The sequence below is a fragment of the Lysinibacillus sp. 1 U-2021 genome, from assembly GCF_029916965.1.
In the GTDB taxonomy this organism is placed as follows: domain Bacteria; phylum Bacillota; class Bacilli; order Bacillales_A; family Planococcaceae; genus Lysinibacillus; species Lysinibacillus capsici.
The window spans coordinates 3,899,326-3,916,576 of sequence record NZ_CP123966.1; the positions used below are offsets into that span (position 1 = coordinate 3,899,326).

The window sequence follows — 17,251 nt, forward strand, 5'->3', positions numbered from 1 at the left end:
TAACAATCACCTCTAAATAGTTATTTAATTTGATAGTAAAAATATCAAAAATGACTATTGCATTCATGATTGTTCTTAATTGTAAAAAGGATTCCATTATTCGTCTATCATATCCTTTCTATGATAATGATAGAAAAAAACTATAATATAAAACTTCGCAAGGAATTAATGTCATCTTTGTATGTGTGAAAATAAAGCTTTTCGATTTCACGTACTAATAACTTTATATATTCACGTGCTGCATAATTAATAAAACAGTTCTTTTTCATTACGAGATAAACAGTGCTGGTTAAAGTTGGGTTTTCAATTTTTTGAAAAAACAAATCCTCTGTATCATAAAATTCATATAATGTTCGGGATACAATACTACAACCAACTCCACTTCTAACTAAACTCAAGATAGACTTAATACTTGACGTTTCAACAATAGGCTCTATTTGCTTTCCAAGCTCATAGCTAGTTTTATCTATTATTTTTCTACATTGATGCATACTAGGAAATAAAATAAGAGGACTATCTAAAACAGAAGAAAATGAAACTTTTTGTTCATCATTACTTTGATTACCTATTAGATAAAATTCTTCATCATATAATTTAGTCACTTGCAATAAATCATTAGTATTAATTTGGAAATCAATACCGAAATCAGCTCGATTTTCTAAAACAGCCTTTTCCACTTGATCAGTCGTTTGAATGAACACTTTAATGTTAGGATATAACTGGTTAAATAGAATACACAAAGTAGATACTAAATCAGTTATTTCTCCTGGAAGCACAGCGATTCTCAATTCCCCGATTTCTACTTCCGTAAATTCTGTAATTTGTGAAAACAAACTTTGTAAGGAACCTTGAATATTTAATGCTTCTTTTTGTACAATTTCCCCTACTTGTGTAAGTTCAATTTTCTTTCCAATACGGTTAAATAGTGAATATCCAATCTCTTTTTCAAGAATCTTAATTTGATGACTTAATGTGGGTTGAGAGATTCCTAACTTTTCAGCTGCTTTTGTAAAATGTAGTTCTTTACTAACCATTAAAAAATATTCTAAATGGCGTAATTCCATCTTATTTCAATCCTTTCTAATTAAACTTTATCTATTTTTACATGTTTTATGGTCAGATAATAATCTGGTATAAAGTAATTTTATTACTAAAAGAATTATTCTACAATATGGCCCGATTATTGAACATGGAGAACAATGTTCTCTTACTCAAAATTGTAAACCGAATAAAGTTTAACACGAAAAAAAGCTAACTACTTATTCTTAAGTAGTTGGCTTTTTTGTTTTATCCTATCATTTTTTATTATAGATACTTGAGAGCATGTTCTACTCTTGTTGTTTTACTATTTATTATCCCCTTATATCAAATAAAAACGAAATAAAATGAATAAATTCTCTAAATATCTCCCTTGGATTAAAGCTGATGGTATAAACCCCACCTAGAACAAACAATTGTGATTGATGTTTTGATTAACTTTTCCAAGGTGAATGTAAAATACATTCACAGAAATTCTTTGGTTTAAAGTTCGGTTTACAGAATTCAACGACATCAGATTTAATATTACCAAAGGTAGTTTCTGGTTTATGCTTAAAACCTTCATAAAAAGCTGGAATAATGTCTTGTTTGAAATTATTACGTGGGAATGCTTGTACAATTTCTTCTCTCAATTCAGCTGGAAATTGTTTAAAACCATCCCCCATAACGTCTAACCCTACACCTGAGTACAATAATGATACTTCAGATTCTTTATGTTCTGCTATTCCAATTGTCGTATGCAATGCTATTGCATCCCAGACAAGACGAATTGACTCTTCTGGAACTTGATATTGTTGCAAAAAGCTTCTTGCAGCATTTGCACCATCTACTTCAAATCGTAAATCTGGACTGCTATACTCTTTTGTTAATCCTAAATTCGCTCGACTTGCATGTATTAGGCACGCCGCCAGCGTTCGTCCTGAGCCAGGATCAAACTCTCCATAAAAGAAATTTGATTAGCTCAAATTGTTTTGCTGGCATCATGTTTGATGTCCAAAATTTTTGTTTTGTTCACTAACCGAAGCTAGTTACTTAAAACTTTATTGATTACGTTTTGCTTGTTCAGTTTTCAAGGTTCATTGTTTAAGTCGTTTTTCAGCGACTTCTTTATATTAACATTTCATTCAAAACATGTCAACAACTTTTTTAAAAAGTTGTTTGTGTTTTTCTGAGTTATTCGTTTATGTCTTAGCGACAATTAATATAATACAATACTAAGATATTATTCGTCAACTACTTTTCTAAAAAAATATCGAGGTATTTTTTATATACCTCGATTACAAGCATACTACAGTCATTGCCCCATTTCTAGAGCATCTTTATTTACCTTGTAATGACGGTGAAATATCCTATCATTTTTCGCTGCAATGGGTTCAATTTGAATATAGCCTTTATCCACTAGATACTCAACAAACACTTCTAAATCCACGGAGTAGTTCACGAGCTCATGATGATCATGTAATTCCTGGATAGTCCACATTTCTTTTGTTTGCATGACTTCTAATATATGTTGTGCCCCATCTCGTGTACGAGAGTGGATTAAAAACTCACTTGCTAAAAACAACAATTCTAAGCGCTTTTCTATTGGCTCATTACTTGTCACTAGCTCTTCATACAACTTATAGATGGCTGGCTCAATTTTTTTCACCTGTGCCCAAACAGTTACTTCAGGATACAGGCCACTATCGATAATAGAAAGGCGGCCTAGATGATGTAGGGAATCCACAACGTGATTATAAGCATCCAAGTAACTTCCTTTATCGAAGTATTCTTTCCCCTCCAAATAGCGGCGAATTAACTTTGAAAATTGAATACCTGTTTTAATTTTACGACCACTATACGGAAATTCCTGCAATTCTATTTTTAGTTTATGCAGAAATTCATTCCGATCAAATAATACTCTACCGAAGAATATCCAATCAACAACCTTTCTATTTGAACCGATGAGTAACCATTTTCGAATTATTTTCTCCGTAACAGTATGTAGAGCGATTTTATTTCCTTCATATAAGTAATGTTTTGAAAAGACTGGTTGCTCTGCTTCTTTTACGATAATAAGTAAAACCGTATCAAATGTATCTGTAACGTTACTTTGTTCTTCACGCTTTTCCACTAAAATTACGCCTAATGTATTCGACTGACTCGCACGTTCTTGGTATATTGGACGCAGTACTTGCTCCATGTTCAGCCCTCCTTTATTCATATAGGTTCTTTTGTTCCGTTAAAAATTCGACATACTCTAAAAGTATTCCTTCTTTCATTCAGTTCAAAGCTAAAATACTTTGCCCTTATATGTTATAGTAGATTTTAGATTGGGAGGCAAGATGAAATATGAAACCTTATAAAAGTAAAATTAATAAAATTCGTTCATTCGCATTAGCACTAATCTTTTTTGGTTTTATTGTCATGTACGGAGGCATTTTCTTTAAAAACAGCCCGATATTAGTTTTAATTTTCATGTCACTAGGTGTTCTTTGTATTATCGGTAGCACAGTTGTATATGCGTGGATCGGATTACTGTCAACAAGAGCTATTCAGGTAGAGTGTCCTAATTGCCATAAACATACAAAGGTTTTAGGCCGAGTAGATATGTGCATGTACTGCAATGAGCCATTAACACTTGATCCTACTCTAGAAGGTAAAGAGTTCGATCAATCCTATAATAATAAAACAAAAAAATCCTAGCCCTTTTTAAGAGCTAGGATTTTTATTGTACTTTAGCAGTAGCAACTTTACATGATGGACAAGTGCCGTATATCTCTAAGCGATGCGAATGCACATCAAAGCCTGTTACCTGTGATGCAAAATGCTCTATTTCGTCGAGTCCAGGATAATGGAAATCGACGATCTTACCACAGCATTCACAAATCATATGGTAATGATCGTTTGTCACGAAATCAAAGCGACTTGAAGCATCCCCGTAAGTTAGCTCTTTCACAAGACCTACTTCACGAAATACACGCAGGTTGTTATAAACAGTCGCTACACTCATATTAGGGAACTTACCCTCAAGAGCTTTATAAATTTCATCGGCAGTAGGATGTGCCATTGTTTGAATTAGGTATTCCAAAATAGCATGACGCTGAGGAGTAATACGTACACCAGTTGTTTTCAACGTGTCCAGTGCATCTTGTAAATGCGTTGCAGACATCGTCATGCACCTCTTCCATAAGTATTATTAATTTATAATTGTTATAAATAGTGTATCCAATTCGTACTACTTCGTCAACAATCACACATTGCCTATCCTCAATAAATCAATGTTTTTTCCTTAATAGCCTCTCGATAAATCCATAACATTTTCTAAATCCTTGTCACCCTTTAGCCATTTTGTTAGGCTTGGCTTGAATATTTCTAAGCTACGCTCAACATAACGAGAAGAATGACTGGATACATGAGGTGATACTATGACATTTGGTAATGTCCATAATGGATTGTCAGATGCCAGAGGCTCCTCTTCAAATACATCTAAAACTGCGTGTCCTATTTGTTTGGTTTCAATTGCTTGCAAGAGTACCTTTTCATCAACTAAATTACCTCGACCAAAATTCATGAAGATCGCATTATTTTTCATCACAACAAAATGCTCTTCTTTTAATAAATGGGTCGTTTCTGTTGTTTTTGGTAGTACAGAAATAACGATATCTGCATGAGGTAGAGCTTCTTTTAATTGGGTAAAACTAATCATCGTATTCATATAGGCTGCTTCTTTACCAGAGCGGTTACAGCCAATCGTCGTAACACCAAAAGCTTGCAATAAACGTCCAACTTCCGAACCAATGGCACCTGGCCCTAAAATAAGTGCCGTACTATCCCGTAGTTCCGTTTGTTGTGTTTTTTTCGACCATTCTTTTTTCTTTTGCTGCTCATACATCCAAGGCAAAGCTCTTTTAATGGCTAAAATATGAGCAAGCATGGATTCAGCCATAGGCGTTTTATGAATGCCACGAACATTTGAAACTAGAATTCCACGTTCAATAATAGCCTGAGCTGGCATTTTTTCTATACCTGCTGATGCAACAAAAATCCATTTTAGCTTAGTCGCAGATTGAACACTCTCTTCTGTTAAATCTTCACCATATGTAACTAATACATCCGCTTGTTGAAGCTCTTCAATTGATAAGCTCTTTTCAAAGATAAATTCAAGCTGCGGAAATTCTGCTACTAATGGTTCTCGTAAATCTGGTCTAGGTTCAAATGTAAAATAGATTCTCATTGTTTTGCCTCCTGTTCTGCTAAATAAGCATATACATCTTCAATATGATTTTTCACTCGAACTTTGCGCCAAGCTTTTACAAGCTTCCCCTCAGCATCAATTAAAAACGTTGAACGCTCTATGCCCATATATTCACGTCCATACATTTTCTTTAAAACCCATACACCATATGCTTCAGCAATAGCATGGTCCTCATCCACTAATAATGAAAATGGCAAACCATGCTTATCAATAAATTTTGTATGCTTGCTTGCGTTATCTGGGCTAACACCCAGAACAACAGCATTTAAATGACTGAAGTCTTCAAACTTATCACGAAAATCACATGCCTCCGTCGTGCAACCTGGTGTCATATCCTTTGGATAAAAGTATAAAATAACATTTTTTCCTTTAAAATCAGCTAAATGCACCATCTCGCCCTTTTCGTTCAATAGAGAAAAATCTGGCGCCTTTTGTCCTTCTAGTAATGTCATACAATCTCCTCCTCTGTAGGTCCTATTTTACTCTAAGTAACAAATCAAGTCATATCCCTTAATTTCTTTGGATTTCTTACACTGATAGGTCTACAATAGATTACGTATAAAAAGTTAGGAGGCAATTCTATGAATCATGCAAAATCTGAAGCAATACATGCAGAGGCATTACAGCATATTGTTGGTGGTGTAAACAGCCCTTCTCGTTCATATAAAGCAGTAGGTGGCGGTTCTCCTGTAGCCATGGCGCGAGGAAAAGGCGCTTATTTTTGGGATGTAGATGGCAATCGTTATATCGACTATCTAGCAGCATATGGTCCAATCGTTACTGGTCATGGCCATCCTCATATTGCAAAGGCCATAACGCATGCTGCTGAAAATGGTACATTATTTGGGACGCCGACTGAATATGAAGTTACTTTCGCAAAAATGTTAAAGGAAGCCATTCCATCGATGGATAAAGTACGTTTTAACAACTCTGGTACAGAAGCTGTTATGACAACGATTCGTGTGGCACGTGCCTATACAGGCCGTACAAAAATCATGAAATTTGCTGGTTGCTACCACGGACACTTCGATTTAGTATTAGTGGCTGCAGGATCAGGTCCAGCAACATTAGGAACACCAGACTCAGCAGGTGTAACAACTTCAACTGCTGAAGAAGTTATTACTGTACCTTTTAATAACCCTGAAGCCTTTACAGAAGCCATGAATAAATGGGGCGAGGAGATTGCAGCTATTTTAATCGAACCAATTGTAGGAAACTTTGGTATTGTTGAACCGAATCCTGGCTTCCTTGAATTAGTACACGCTACTGCTAAAGAAAAAGGGGCCTTAACGATTTATGATGAAGTCATCACGGCCTTCCGCTTCCACTACGGTGGCGCTCAAAATTTACTTGGCCTCACACCTGATTTAACTGCACTTGGTAAAGTTATTGGTGGTGGTTTACCAATCGGTGCATATGGCGGGCGTAAAGAGATTATGGATACTGTTGCACCACTCGGTCCAGCATACCAAGCGGGTACGATGGCTGGAAATCCTGCATCTATGCAAGCCGGTATTGCTTGCCTAGAAGTGCTACAAACGCCAGGCATTTATGATGAAATGGATAGATTGGGCGCAATTTTAGAAGAAGGAATTTTAGCTGCTGCTAAAAAACATGACGTAACCATCACGTTAAATCGTCTCAAAGGGGCGCTGACTATTTACTTTACAGACGTGAAAGTAGAAAACTATGAGCAAGCTGAAAACTCTGACGGTGAAATATTCGGACGCTTCTTTAAACTTATGCTTGAGCAAGGCATTAATCTAGCTCCTTCTAAATATGAAGCATGGTTCTTAACAACTGAGCATACAGAAGCAGATATTCAGGAAACAATTGAAGCAGTAGATATTGCGTTTTCTCAATTGTAATCTTGACAAGAAAAAGGCGACTTGCAAGTAGAAGTCGCCTTTTTCTTATTCATCCATGCAAATCTATGTATTTTATGAGCACTTCCTTCTATAATGTAAAGAAGCTAAAAAATATTAGACAGAAAGGACATCTTTATGAAATTAGGTGCCCGTGTATTTAAAACTGGTGTAGCTATCGTATTTGCATTATTTATTGCAGAGTTGTTAAAATTACCTTCACCTGTTTTTGCTGGAATTGCAGCTATTTTTGCTATTCAGCCTTCTATTTATCGTTCTTACCAAACCATTGTAGAGCAAGTACAAGCGAATATCATAGGTGCGACAATTGCTGTCATTTTCGGCTTACTTTTTGGCCATCATGTCGTTGCCATTGGTATAGCTGTCATAATAGCTATTGGTTTAATGTTAAAGTTTAAACTGGAAAAATCACTTTCGCTAGCGTTGGTATCAGTTGTGGCTATTATGGAATTTCAAGGGGATGACTTTTTAACATTTGGTTTAATACGCTTTGTTACGATATTAGTTGGTGTATTAGCAGCGTTTGTCGTAAACCTTGTGTTCTTACCACCTAAATACGAGGTAAAACTATTTCGCAAAATTTATATTTTACAAGATGATATTATTCGTTGGACACGACTGGCTGTACGTCAAGCTTCTGAGCACACATCCACAAAGACAGCATTAAGTAAGTTTAAAAACCGTATGCTACGAGTGGATACGCTGTATGATTTATATAAGGAAGAGCGTAATTATTTTAAAAATAAAAAATATGTGAAAGCACGTAAACTAGTAGTCTATCGTCAAATGATTTTAACTTCCAAGAAAAGCTTGGAGTTGCTACAGCGTTTGCATAATCACGAAAATGAATTAGCGCAGCTCCCTACACAATTTCATTTAATGATTCAGGAAAGACTTGATTCCTTGCTAACGTACCATGAGCAATTGCTCTTAAAATATACAGGAAAACTAAAGCCTGAGCATTCAGAGTGGAGTAAAAGCATTGACTATGTCCAACGTAATGAGCTGATGGAAATTTTCATTAAGCAAATCAACTTTGCTCGTGAAGAAGGCGATACGGAGTTTTCTAGCTATCACCTACTCTATATTTTATCGCGTATTTTAGATTATGAGGAAAACTTAGAACATCTTGATACACTTATTGTTTCTTACCAAAGCTATCATGGACATGAAATCAATGTAGAATTTGAAGAGGAATTCATATAGCTAACATTTTGGCGACAGATTACCTTGATTCAGGGGGCTTTGATCACCCATTGAATGCGGTAATTCTGTCGCTTTTTTTATACAAAAAACCTCCAAGTAGTAATCTACTTAGAGGAAAGAAGCTAAGAACGCAATGTTAGCAATTGTTGCTCTGCTTGTTGGCGTTTAACCGTTTGTTCATCACGTAATTGCTGATAATTGGCAATGCCTGATACAATCGTATCCCACATTTCTTCAAGAGTCTGGGTAGTGCTGGATTGTTGAGCCATGGCAGTACTTAATTGCACCGCTTCCTTGCTAGCTCCCCCAAAATGCTTCATACGATCTTCAAAGGCAGCGGCTGATTGATTTTGTAATTGTTGACGTCTCTCATTAACTGCATTCATCAAACCCATTTTAAAAACAGGAATGGTTTTAACAAAAGCCCCATTAATTTGTTCAATCAATTCATTGTTACCATTACGTAGCATATCGATTTGAGGGGCTGTGATAATAGCCACCATACGCGATTTTTCTAAATCATCTATTTTTTGCTGGAGCATCTCTGCAATAGCTTGCAAACGATTTAGCTCCATTTTCGCCAGCTGATTACCTGCTTCACTCTGTTTTTCATACATCGGAATCAATGTTGTTTGGACCTCATGAAGTTTCATGTCAGTTGCTACGATATACTTTTCTAGCTCAAGATAGTACATGAGGTCTTCTTGATATAAACGTGCAAGTACTCGATTATCCCTTGCTAATTCCTCTTCCATCAGTACAAATTGATAATGGATTTTCTCAATATCTCTCCCCAGTCCATTGTATTTCGTAAATAAATCGCCATCATTTTTGATCTTACGTGCAAATAGCTTTTTAAAAAATCCCTTTTGCTCTGTAAAATCTTGTTTGTCGAATGTCTGCATAAGGGCTTCAAGCTGCTTAAATAATTCATTTGATTCGAAAGTTGTTGACTGGGTGATGATGGCTAAAATTTGATCTGCAAATGTAGCTAATTTTGTGGACGGCTCTTTTCCCAAAGCTAATAGCTCTATCTGATTTTTTATATTGATTTGATTGGCAATTTGCCGTACCTCTGCATGATCCCTTAACTGTTCTTTGAAGGCTTCTGCTGTTTCCAGTGTCAGCTGCTTCAGCATCAACGAGTTATTCGACATTCGTGCCGCCTCCTTCCTATCATCAGAAAAAACGATTAAAGAGTTTTTTTATGATTTTGTCGGGTGCAGTTTTCTGTGGCTTTGGTTCTTCATAGTGCAAGTCAAACAGCATATGCTCTAAACGGTGTACATCATAACTATCCTCTTGCAAATACTTTTCTAAATCTAGTTGACCTGTCGGATTATAAAAAACAATATCCACACCAAACCGATTTAAAAAGGCCAATAACGCTATATCCTCACGTGATAAAGCTGGTTGTTGAGGTGCTTGGTATAATACCAGCTTCGGTACCTCTTGGGAATAGTCAAAGCTTTGTAGTAATCTTAGGATCTCCTGTGGAATCATCGTCATTTGTTTAAATAAAAATAACTGTAAATCATATAAGGTCTCATTTGGCTGCTGTTTCAACATGGGCTGCTCACAGGAAGTTTTTATCGTGTGTGCAATCGCACGCTGTAGCTCCAATGTTAACTCACCGTATTGCCACCAATCACTTTGCATAATACGCTCTACTGATAGTTCTCCATTTACTAGGCAGTGCTTATAGTGAAAGTGAAAATTGGCTCTACTCGTTGGTGCATAGGGGAATTTCTGGACAAAAACAGTTTGCGGATTTGCTAATAACTGATGCATATAATACCAGTATTCTTCCCGTCTGCTCGAAACCCCACTAATTTTGGCAAATATGACTGGAATGACAATCTCATTCCCAATTACTTCAAACTGTGGTCGAACCAAAGCTTTCTCTTTTGCATAAATAAAAATATCATCATATGTCATCCGTAATGTTAAGGAGCGTGGCATAAAATCTTTAAACTGCCAAGGCTTATAGACACCTGATTGCTGATCATGCATTAATTGCTCAAAATGCTGACTAGATCGATATCCAACCGTTGCCTGCCGGTCACGCAACTTATCAGGAAATGGCTGTAAAGTTGTTTGATTGGCATATGCATATGTGATAGAGAAAGTATCGTTAGGATCAATCTCAGCAAATTCATCTATTTTAGCTGGATGAAAAATTAACACATCACAACCAAGCTCCATTAATAACAATAAGAAATAGCGCTGACTTAGAGTTGCTTCCCCATACCAAACTACTTTAGGAAAATCATCTGTTGGTTTCATGGATTTTGTCCATAGAATCCAATGGTTTTTCAACCATTTCACCATATCAATTAAAAAACGGCGAAAGTCATTTGCTAGCAAACCTAACGATTGCTGTTTTTGAAAGAGCTCTACTACTTTAATGGTTGCTAACTGTAAATGGCGATTCATTACACTGTCATCATGCTTAGGAATTAATTGATAACCATACATCATTGCCACTAAACGATTTATAGATAGACCTTGTGGAGTTTGTTGATGCTGCGAAAGGATTGTTTGTATTGCCTGAAAGTCTTTTGGTTCAATATGTTTATTTAATTCTTCACTTAAAATATGGATGTTAGTGTTCTGTGACAATGTAAATAATGAATTGAAATAATCATCTTCTTCGATTGGTACGCCCAATACACGAACACCAATTCTACTAAAGCTCACTTGCTGCTCTGTTGTTTCATAAAATGCACGATCCTTTGGTGAATCTTGAAACGCCTGTAGCCAATCATCAGGATGACGCTCCAACACTGATTTAATTGTGATTGTTTGCATACAAACGCACCTCCTAAAAATCATCCTCAGCCTATGCTAAAGCATTCATTTGTCATAGGACGTCTCACCTAATGACAACAAAAATATTTGAACATCTATACGATCGTTTGTTGTGATGCCATCTGTAAAACTGTTTCCAATAAATTCTTTGTAAATGCTTCACCATTGTGAGGCGAGTAAGTTGTATTTTGTAAAAACTTTGGCTGTTTATCCTTTAAGTCGCCATGATTTGGTGTAAAACCTAAATCAGCCATTGCAAGCATGCCATAATCCATAATAGAATCACCTGCTGCTATATGCACATCGTATGTACAGAACTCTTTTATATATTCTATAGCCGCTTCCTTTGTCAGCACCTTGGGCATAAAATACAATTTTTTCCCTTGTAGCAGAACATGCCAACCATGCATATCAAACTCTTGAATCATCGCTTGTAATTCATCGGATGGTAAAACATCAATATCTACATGATGTACATAAAAAAGTTCATCTATATACAGAGATCGTTGTAGCCATGTATCAGATTTAATCGTCTGAAAAAGCTTTAGCATATCCATACGAGGGATCGAGGAATCTTCAATACGTCTAGATAATGTTTGTGTCCATTTCTCATATGGCTGACCCTTTTCTACTATTGTACCCCCATTGCTTGTAATTGCAAAAGCAGGGCATAAATCATGAATAAAATGGATTCTTTTATATTGATGTAAGGCTCTTGTCGTAACAGGTACAAATAAACTTTGTTGGTGTACCTGTTGCAATAGGGGTGCTGTTGCCTGTGTCATCATACTCATTGCTATTTCGACCTTGTGTTCAACGACGATTGTCTCTGTTGCTGGCGGAAACATCTCCATCATGCGTTTAGAATAAATAAGGGTTCTATCTAAATCAGATGTAAATAATATCATCATATTCTCCTCTATAATTCTTTGATCAAACCACAACATGCATAGGACATATTCGAATACTCTTCAACCAATACATTTTTTTCTTGGGCTAATAATAAAATATGTTTCAATTCATGCATGTACTGTGGGTTAATTAAAATCTTCCAAGGTATTCTTCTCAGCAAAACTCTTGTCGTTTCCCCAACACCTGGCTTAATGAAATGAATATTATCAATACCAAAATCTCGTTGAATTGTTTGCACGGACTTCATACCCTCCCAAGTAATTGGAGAGATTTCTTGCTCTTGAATTTGTTGCACAATTTTACTCTGTACTTGTTCAAAACATGTGACGATACGCTCTATGTACAGATTGGAGACATCTATTGCCTCTAATTCTTTGTAGTATTTTGCACCATGAAAATCGTTTGCATCCATAAACTGCAAATTTAATACCGTTCTACTTACTAATCCAGATACAGTGGAATTTAAACAAGCAGATGGTATTAAAAAATCCTCACGAGTTCCATAAATAGCTGCACAATGGCCAGGATCAGCCAAAACAGCTAAATCGGCACTTAACTGTTCTTGGTATTGTAAATTAAACTTTTGGCAGGATTGAATTAATTCATTGGTAATTGCCCCTTTTCCTGTCCAACCATCAATAAATTGCAGACTTCCTAGAGGATGCTGTGTCAAAATATAACGAATTGCCATTTCATCAAACCCACGACCTCGCAGTATAGAGATGGAGTAGTGTGGAACATTCACATGATAATGCATGGCTATATACCGTTTGATTAAAATACCAATGGGTGTACCTGCACGAGCTAAACTCACAAGAATTAAATTTTTTAATCCTCTATTTTCAATGATTTGTTCTGCCACTACTCCAACGGCGATTGCTATTCTTTCTGCATGAACATCTAGCGCTTTATAAAAAAGATTCATGTAGGTATCCGATGGTTGCTTCTCCACTGGCAGCATTTCCGAATAATGTATACCCGATTGAATGAGTAGTTCACGTTTCTCATTATCCATTTCAAGGAATGCACTTCCAATATCACGCAATAAAAAAATAACGTCCTCTGGTGCATAACTCCCCATTTTATCTGGCTGCAAAGTCGATATCATCGTTCTACCTCCAATTCATGCATACTAATTACATATACTTTGGCGTTAGTGGCTTCTTGTAATGCCTTTACCACACGAGCAACTACCTCTTTACTTGCTATACGTTCCACTAAGAAAAAAAGTTCCGTGTAAGACTGGCTTTGAAGATTATATAAAAAATTAGTGACCCCGTTATTTTCTGGACTTTCAAAGGCTATTTTATCGTTAATCGTATATCCTAAATCATCTGTACAATAGATTGGACTACGAGTAGTTGACTGAAAATAAACATCATTCCCTAAATAAGAGGCAATTTGCATAGGAACATACATGAACTCACCCGTGCCAATAACAAGCGCTGGCCCATTTGTTCTTAGCTCTTGTATTTGCATAGCAATAGCTTGTATCGTTTGCTTTTGGTCAACATGCTGTTTTGACGTGAGCATAAATCTCCCTGTTGCTAGTAAATAGGGATGCTTATTTATTAATCCATTCTCCGCAACAGATCGATAGGATTTGCGATCAGCAGATACTTGAATCGGACAAATATCCATATCTCGTGCAATCTGTGTTAGTAAGTTAGGTTGTGTACTGGTTAAGCTTGGAATGCCTGAACAGTAAAAATTCCCACACATAATGGAGATGAATTCTATAGAGATATCCCATTGTACTTCTAACTGCTTAAAGATTGTTTGCTGCTGTTGGGAACGCCAATCTAAAATAGATAGTACCGCATATTGTCTCACTAAAGGAAATTTCTGTCTTAATGTCTCAATCATATTAATGACCGTATTTCCAGTAGTAATCTCATCATCAATTAACACAATGCGCTTAGCTTGCAGTAAAAGTTCTGGTTCCTCCGTATAAATTCTATGGCTTGTCGCATGTGAATGTTCTTCCTCAAACGTAACAAATGGCTCAAAATCTAGCAGCACTTCACGTGTTGTGTGGATATACATAGCATTCGAGTGAAAGGTATTAAATACTGCGTGTCCAAGTGCTGTTGCCGTCTCAGCAAAGCCAATAAATAATGTTTCATCCGTTAATTCTAGGGTTCCTTCTATGGATTTTTGTACTTCATCCAAATTAGATTCATCTTTTAAAGCTGTAACGACAGACGAAGCCATTACCTTTTGTCCAGTAAGGTGCTGCTGATATAGCATAGCTAAAAGAGTTCCTGTCAGTAAAGGGATTTGCGGACGGACAGCCAAATGTTTGCCTAGTACCGTGCTTACAAACAAAAATTGTCTCTTCTTATTAATCCGAGCCGCCATTCTAAACAAGTCGGTTAGTGCAAAATTATGTGGATTGTAGGTAATTTCAATATCAATTGAATAATTCGGTAAAATGCTTAATTTACTCATTTGTTGTTGCATATACACTACCACCTATTTCAGACTGTAATAACAGTGAAGCAAAATCGACAGATTCATGATAAACACCATAGACATGAGCCTGTTTTAAAATCCGTTGTGCCCATCTCATATGTGGCTTCATTTCATTCATTTTATTAGCATAGTGACTTTTCATAACACCTTTTTGTCCATCATTATTTTCTATAATACTTAGCGCATCTAAGTATTCCTCATACGAAATAGCATAGAGGGCATGCACAACACGGATATGGCTCGGATGAATAATTGTTTTTCCCACTATGCCATTTTGTTTATCCATTAAAACTTCTTTCATTAATCCATCTAAACAATCGTCTAATAATGCTTTCCTTGTATCAAGCGCACCTTTCTCACTGAATGGTGTCACTCTAAGTGCGGGCTTTAATACACGCTGATTATTAAAATACTCCCACACAGGCCCAGAAATAATAAAACCATCTTCCTCACGGCCTAATATATTAACAATATCTGCAATACAATCGCGAATGACACTAATATCATAAATGGTAGAATCCATACGGCGTCGAATTCCGTAAATGCCACAAAAATCGGTAGCACCAATTCGTACATTTAACACACGGGCTTTGTATTGATGTAGAACTGCTTTAATGTCTAATAACGCTTCCATGCGAGATTCCTTATATAGGACCTCACGACTTTCTAAAATTGGCATACCATATAAAATTAAATCATTTTCTAAAATGGTTTGTTCAAGCAACTCGAAATAACGAGCACCCTGTTCTGCTGTAAATTTCGGAAAGACATAGCCAGTTAATATTTCCTGCTTTTTTCCTAAAACAGTTGTTAGCTTTTGAAATTGCTCAACATGACGTACTCGAACAAAAAGTAAAGGGAGCTCCTGAAGTAATAGCTGTCTTTGCTGATAGAGTGCATATAATTCACTAATATCCTCTATCAGCTTAGCTTCACAATCTACTAACTCTGCATCTCCAACTGCATCCTCCAAATCAATGACAAGTGATGTGAGTTCCTTATATTTTTGTGATCGGATCAAGCTCACAATCGTAGGCATGGAAGCTGGCATATACAAAGTCGCACCTAAGGCATATGACAAAATATCCGACGTTTCCCATTTTGTAAACGGCTGTGGCTTCTTATAAAAAATCGTCTCTGCTTCTGTTGCAAAGTGTTGCATCTAATCCTCTCCCCAGTAACTATGCCTTTTGTGAAAAAAGCACTGTATCAGCCTGTTCCATACAGACTAATACAGTGCCTTGTTTACACTGCTGTTTTCTTTTTCAACTTGTAAACCACAAATGTCAATAAGAATTTAGCTATTAAAATAATAACGAAAATTTCATGCGAAGGATGGTAGCCCCAAAATACTAACACATATTTTCAGTGCATTACGATAAGCCCTTGTTACATCTGCTAGTGTTAAAACTGTGCATATGTATTGAATATCTCATTTAATACATCTACACCCGCTCCTTTACCATGCCCCTATGTCCCATAGTTACTGTAGGCCATATGCATTGATTAAAGCAGCTAGTCCACCCTGGTAACCTGAACCTACTGCAGCAAATTTCCACTCACCATTATGTCGGTAAAGCTCACAAAATACTACAGCCGTTTCAATACTGAAATCTTCACCTAGATCGTAGCGCAATACCTCTGACCCCGACTCTTCGTTCGTCAATCGTACATAGGCATTTAAGACTTGCCCGAAGTTTTGATGACGTCCCTCAGCATCGTAAATAGTAACCGTCACTACAATTTTTTCAATTTGAGGTGATACTTGCTTTAAGTTGACAAGAATTTTTTCATCATCCCCATCCCCTGCACCTGTACGATTATCTCCTGTATGGACAACAGATTGGTCTGGGCTCGCTAGATTATTATAGAAAATAAAGTCCTGTTCATTCCGACATTTACCTGAAGCATCTAGTAAAAATACAGATGCATCCAAGTCAAAGTCTTGTCCACCATCAAATTGCTTTACATCCCAGCCTAAACCAATGCCAATGCTATTTAAGCCTGGATCTTGCTTTGTTAAATCAATACGTTGCCCTTTACTTAATTGTATAGCCATTCAAAAATCTCCCTTTCTGTCCAAAGATGAAATTTTAGTTTACACTTAAGCCATAATCATTACATAAAGCAGCTAAGCCACCTTGATAGCCTGCACCAATCGCATTAAATTTCCATTCTCCGTTATGACGATATAATTCTCCTACAACAATAGCTGTTTCGATACTGAAATCCTCGCCTAAATCATAGCGAATAATTTCTTCGTTGGAAGCAGCATTCATAATACGAATATAGGCATTAGACACCATACCGAAGTTTTGACTGCGAGACTCTGCATCATGAATGGTTACTGTGAAAGCTAGTCGCTGAACATGGGCAGGTACTTGAGTTAATGCCACTTTCACCACTTCATCGTCACCTTCGCCTACACCTGTTAAATTATCGCCTGAATGCTCAACTGAACCATTGCCACCTGTAGTGTTGTTATAGAAAATAAAATCATTTTGATCTGCAACTTTACCTGTATCAGCAAGTAAAAATACAGAGGAGTCTAAGTCAAAATCATGACCACCATCATATTTATTTGTATCCCAGCCTAAACCTACAACAACATTCGTTAATCCTGGATTTGTTTTAGTTAAATCTACCTTCTGACCTTTTTGTAGTGAAATGCCCATAATTTTTATTC

Annotated in this window: 16 protein-coding genes and 1 pseudogene; 3 read left to right on the forward strand and 14 right to left on the reverse strand. The window is 36.5% G+C overall.

Annotation, left to right across the window (positions count from 1 at the left end):
• Positions 1–140 precede the first annotated feature (140 nt).
• The 3 genes and pseudogenes from QH639_RS20610 to QH639_RS20620 all read right to left on the reverse strand — a co-directional run bounded on the left by QH639_RS20610 (position 141) and on the right by QH639_RS20620 (position 3,220).
• Positions 141–1,064: a LysR family transcriptional regulator gene (locus tag QH639_RS20610; protein ID WP_281115168.1), complete on the reverse strand. Its 924-nt coding sequence runs from the start codon at positions 1,062–1,064 to the stop codon at positions 141–143.
• A 408-nt stretch (positions 1,065–1,472) separates the two neighbouring features.
• Positions 1,473–1,916 (reverse strand): annotated as a pseudogene (locus tag QH639_RS20615) (phosphohydrolase); the annotation flags it as partial.
• A gap of 416 nt (positions 1,917–2,332) precedes the next feature.
• Positions 2,333–3,220, reverse strand: coding sequence for a nucleotidyltransferase-like protein (locus tag QH639_RS20620; RefSeq protein ID WP_237898716.1), 888 nt, complete (start codon positions 3,218–3,220; stop codon positions 2,333–2,335).
• 149 nt (positions 3,221–3,369) lie between these two features.
• Here QH639_RS20620 and QH639_RS20625 point away from each other — a divergent pair, with 149 nt between their 5' ends.
• A complete protein-coding gene (locus QH639_RS20625; RefSeq protein ID WP_004230509.1) occupies positions 3,370–3,723 on the forward strand; it encodes a YgzB family protein in 354 nt (117 codons plus the stop codon).
• A gap of 22 nt (positions 3,724–3,745) precedes the next feature.
• Here the strand turns inward: QH639_RS20625 and perR are convergent, their stop codons facing one another.
• The 3 genes from perR to bcp all read right to left on the reverse strand — a co-directional run bounded on the left by perR (position 3,746) and on the right by bcp (position 5,727).
• Entirely contained in the window at positions 3,746–4,189 is a 444-nt protein-coding gene (perR, locus tag QH639_RS20630) for a peroxide-responsive transcriptional repressor PerR (RefSeq protein ID WP_131521920.1), read from the reverse strand.
• Between the two features lie 120 nt (positions 4,190–4,309).
• Positions 4,310–5,254: a D-2-hydroxyacid dehydrogenase gene (locus QH639_RS20635; RefSeq protein ID WP_281115169.1), complete on the reverse strand. Its 945-nt coding sequence runs from the start codon at positions 5,252–5,254 to the stop codon at positions 4,310–4,312.
• Positions 5,251–5,727 (reverse strand): thioredoxin-dependent thiol peroxidase, encoded by a 477-nt coding sequence (bcp, locus tag QH639_RS20640; RefSeq protein WP_237898717.1) that lies wholly within the window; start codon positions 5,725–5,727, stop codon positions 5,251–5,253. The genes QH639_RS20635 and bcp overlap by 4 nt, the downstream gene beginning before the upstream one ends.
• A gap of 129 nt (positions 5,728–5,856) precedes the next feature.
• On the opposite strand from bcp, the gene QH639_RS20645 reads away from it, so the two are divergent.
• Both QH639_RS20645 and QH639_RS20650 read left to right on the forward strand, forming a co-directional pair.
• Positions 5,857–7,143, forward strand: coding sequence for a glutamate-1-semialdehyde 2,1-aminomutase (locus QH639_RS20645; RefSeq protein ID WP_281115170.1), 1,287 nt, complete (start codon positions 5,857–5,859; stop codon positions 7,141–7,143).
• Positions 7,144–7,278: 135 nt separating this feature from the next.
• Positions 7,279–8,367, forward strand: a complete 1,089-nt coding sequence (locus QH639_RS20650; protein WP_004230503.1) for an FUSC family protein — start codon at positions 7,279–7,281, stop codon at positions 8,365–8,367.
• A 122-nt stretch (positions 8,368–8,489) separates the two neighbouring features.
• On the opposite strand, the gene QH639_RS20655 is transcribed toward QH639_RS20650, so the two are convergent.
• From QH639_RS20655 to QH639_RS20690, 8 genes are all read right to left on the reverse strand, one after another.
• Entirely contained in the window at positions 8,490–9,524 is a 1,035-nt protein-coding gene (locus QH639_RS20655; RefSeq protein ID WP_281115171.1) for a toxic anion resistance protein, read from the reverse strand.
• A gap of 22 nt (positions 9,525–9,546) precedes the next feature.
• Entirely contained in the window at positions 9,547–11,178 is a 1,632-nt protein-coding gene (locus QH639_RS20660; protein WP_131521925.1) for a YceG family protein, read from the reverse strand.
• A 95-nt stretch (positions 11,179–11,273) separates the two neighbouring features.
• Positions 11,274–12,089, reverse strand: coding sequence for an HAD family hydrolase (locus QH639_RS20665; protein ID WP_237898719.1), 816 nt, complete (start codon positions 12,087–12,089; stop codon positions 11,274–11,276).
• Positions 12,090–12,097: 8 nt separating this feature from the next.
• Positions 12,098–13,198, reverse strand: a complete 1,101-nt coding sequence (locus QH639_RS20670; RefSeq protein WP_131521927.1) for a cysteine protease StiP family protein — start codon at positions 13,196–13,198, stop codon at positions 12,098–12,100.
• Positions 13,195–14,553 carry a phosphoribosyltransferase family protein gene (locus tag QH639_RS20675; protein WP_131521928.1) on the reverse strand — a complete coding sequence of 453 codons (1,359 nt, stop codon included), beginning with the start codon at positions 14,551–14,553 and terminating at the stop codon, positions 13,195–13,197. Before QH639_RS20675 ends, QH639_RS20670 begins: the two co-directional genes overlap by 4 nt.
• Complete coding sequence (locus QH639_RS20680; protein ID WP_281115172.1) at positions 14,534–15,727, reverse strand: HpcH/HpaI aldolase/citrate lyase family protein; 1,194 nt, start codon at positions 15,725–15,727, stop codon at positions 14,534–14,536. The genes QH639_RS20675 and QH639_RS20680 overlap by 20 nt, the downstream gene beginning before the upstream one ends.
• Before the next feature lie 321 nt (positions 15,728–16,048).
• Complete coding sequence (locus QH639_RS20685) at positions 16,049–16,624, reverse strand: TerD family protein (RefSeq protein WP_016994007.1); 576 nt, start codon at positions 16,622–16,624, stop codon at positions 16,049–16,051.
• Positions 16,625–16,658: 34 nt separating this feature from the next.
• Entirely contained in the window at positions 16,659–17,240 is a 582-nt protein-coding gene (locus tag QH639_RS20690; RefSeq protein WP_048394760.1) for a TerD family protein, read from the reverse strand.
• Positions 17,241–17,251: the final 11 nt, after the last annotated feature.

Excerpts from the sequence above, each read along its gene's own strand:
- QH639_RS20610 (WP_281115168.1), bottom strand. The coding sequence starts at position 1,064 with ATGGAATTACGCCATTTAGAATATTTTTTAATGGTTAGTAAAGAACTA.
- QH639_RS20620 (WP_237898716.1), bottom strand. The coding sequence starts at position 3,220 with ATGGAGCAAGTACTGCGTCCAATATACCAAGAACGTGCGAGTCAGTCG.
- QH639_RS20625 (WP_004230509.1), top strand. The coding sequence starts at position 3,370 with ATGAAACCTTATAAAAGTAAAATTAATAAAATTCGTTCATTCGCATTA.
- perR (WP_131521920.1), bottom strand. The coding sequence starts at position 4,189 with ATGTCTGCAACGCATTTACAAGATGCACTGGACACGTTGAAAACAACT.
- QH639_RS20635 (WP_281115169.1), bottom strand. The coding sequence starts at position 5,254 with ATGAGAATCTATTTTACATTTGAACCTAGACCAGATTTACGAGAACCA.
- bcp (WP_237898717.1), bottom strand. The coding sequence starts at position 5,727 with ATGACATTACTAGAAGGACAAAAGGCGCCAGATTTTTCTCTATTGAAC.
- QH639_RS20645 (WP_281115170.1), top strand. The coding sequence starts at position 5,857 with ATGAATCATGCAAAATCTGAAGCAATACATGCAGAGGCATTACAGCAT.
- QH639_RS20650 (WP_004230503.1), top strand. The coding sequence starts at position 7,279 with ATGAAATTAGGTGCCCGTGTATTTAAAACTGGTGTAGCTATCGTATTT.
- QH639_RS20655 (WP_281115171.1), bottom strand. The coding sequence starts at position 9,524 with ATGTCGAATAACTCGTTGATGCTGAAGCAGCTGACACTGGAAACAGCA.
- QH639_RS20660 (WP_131521925.1), bottom strand. The coding sequence starts at position 11,178 with ATGCAAACAATCACAATTAAATCAGTGTTGGAGCGTCATCCTGATGAT.
- QH639_RS20665 (WP_237898719.1), bottom strand. The coding sequence starts at position 12,089 with ATGATGATATTATTTACATCTGATTTAGATAGAACCCTTATTTATTCT.
- QH639_RS20670 (WP_131521927.1), bottom strand. The coding sequence starts at position 13,198 with ATGATATCGACTTTGCAGCCAGATAAAATGGGGAGTTATGCACCAGAG.
- QH639_RS20675 (WP_131521928.1), bottom strand. The coding sequence starts at position 14,553 with ATGCAACAACAAATGAGTAAATTAAGCATTTTACCGAATTATTCAATT.
- QH639_RS20680 (WP_281115172.1), bottom strand. The coding sequence starts at position 15,727 with ATGCAACACTTTGCAACAGAAGCAGAGACGATTTTTTATAAGAAGCCA.
- QH639_RS20685 (WP_016994007.1), bottom strand. The coding sequence starts at position 16,624 with ATGGCTATACAATTAAGTAAAGGGCAACGTATTGATTTAACAAAGCAA.
- QH639_RS20690 (WP_048394760.1), bottom strand. The coding sequence starts at position 17,240 with ATGGGCATTTCACTACAAAAAGGTCAGAAGGTAGATTTAACTAAAACA.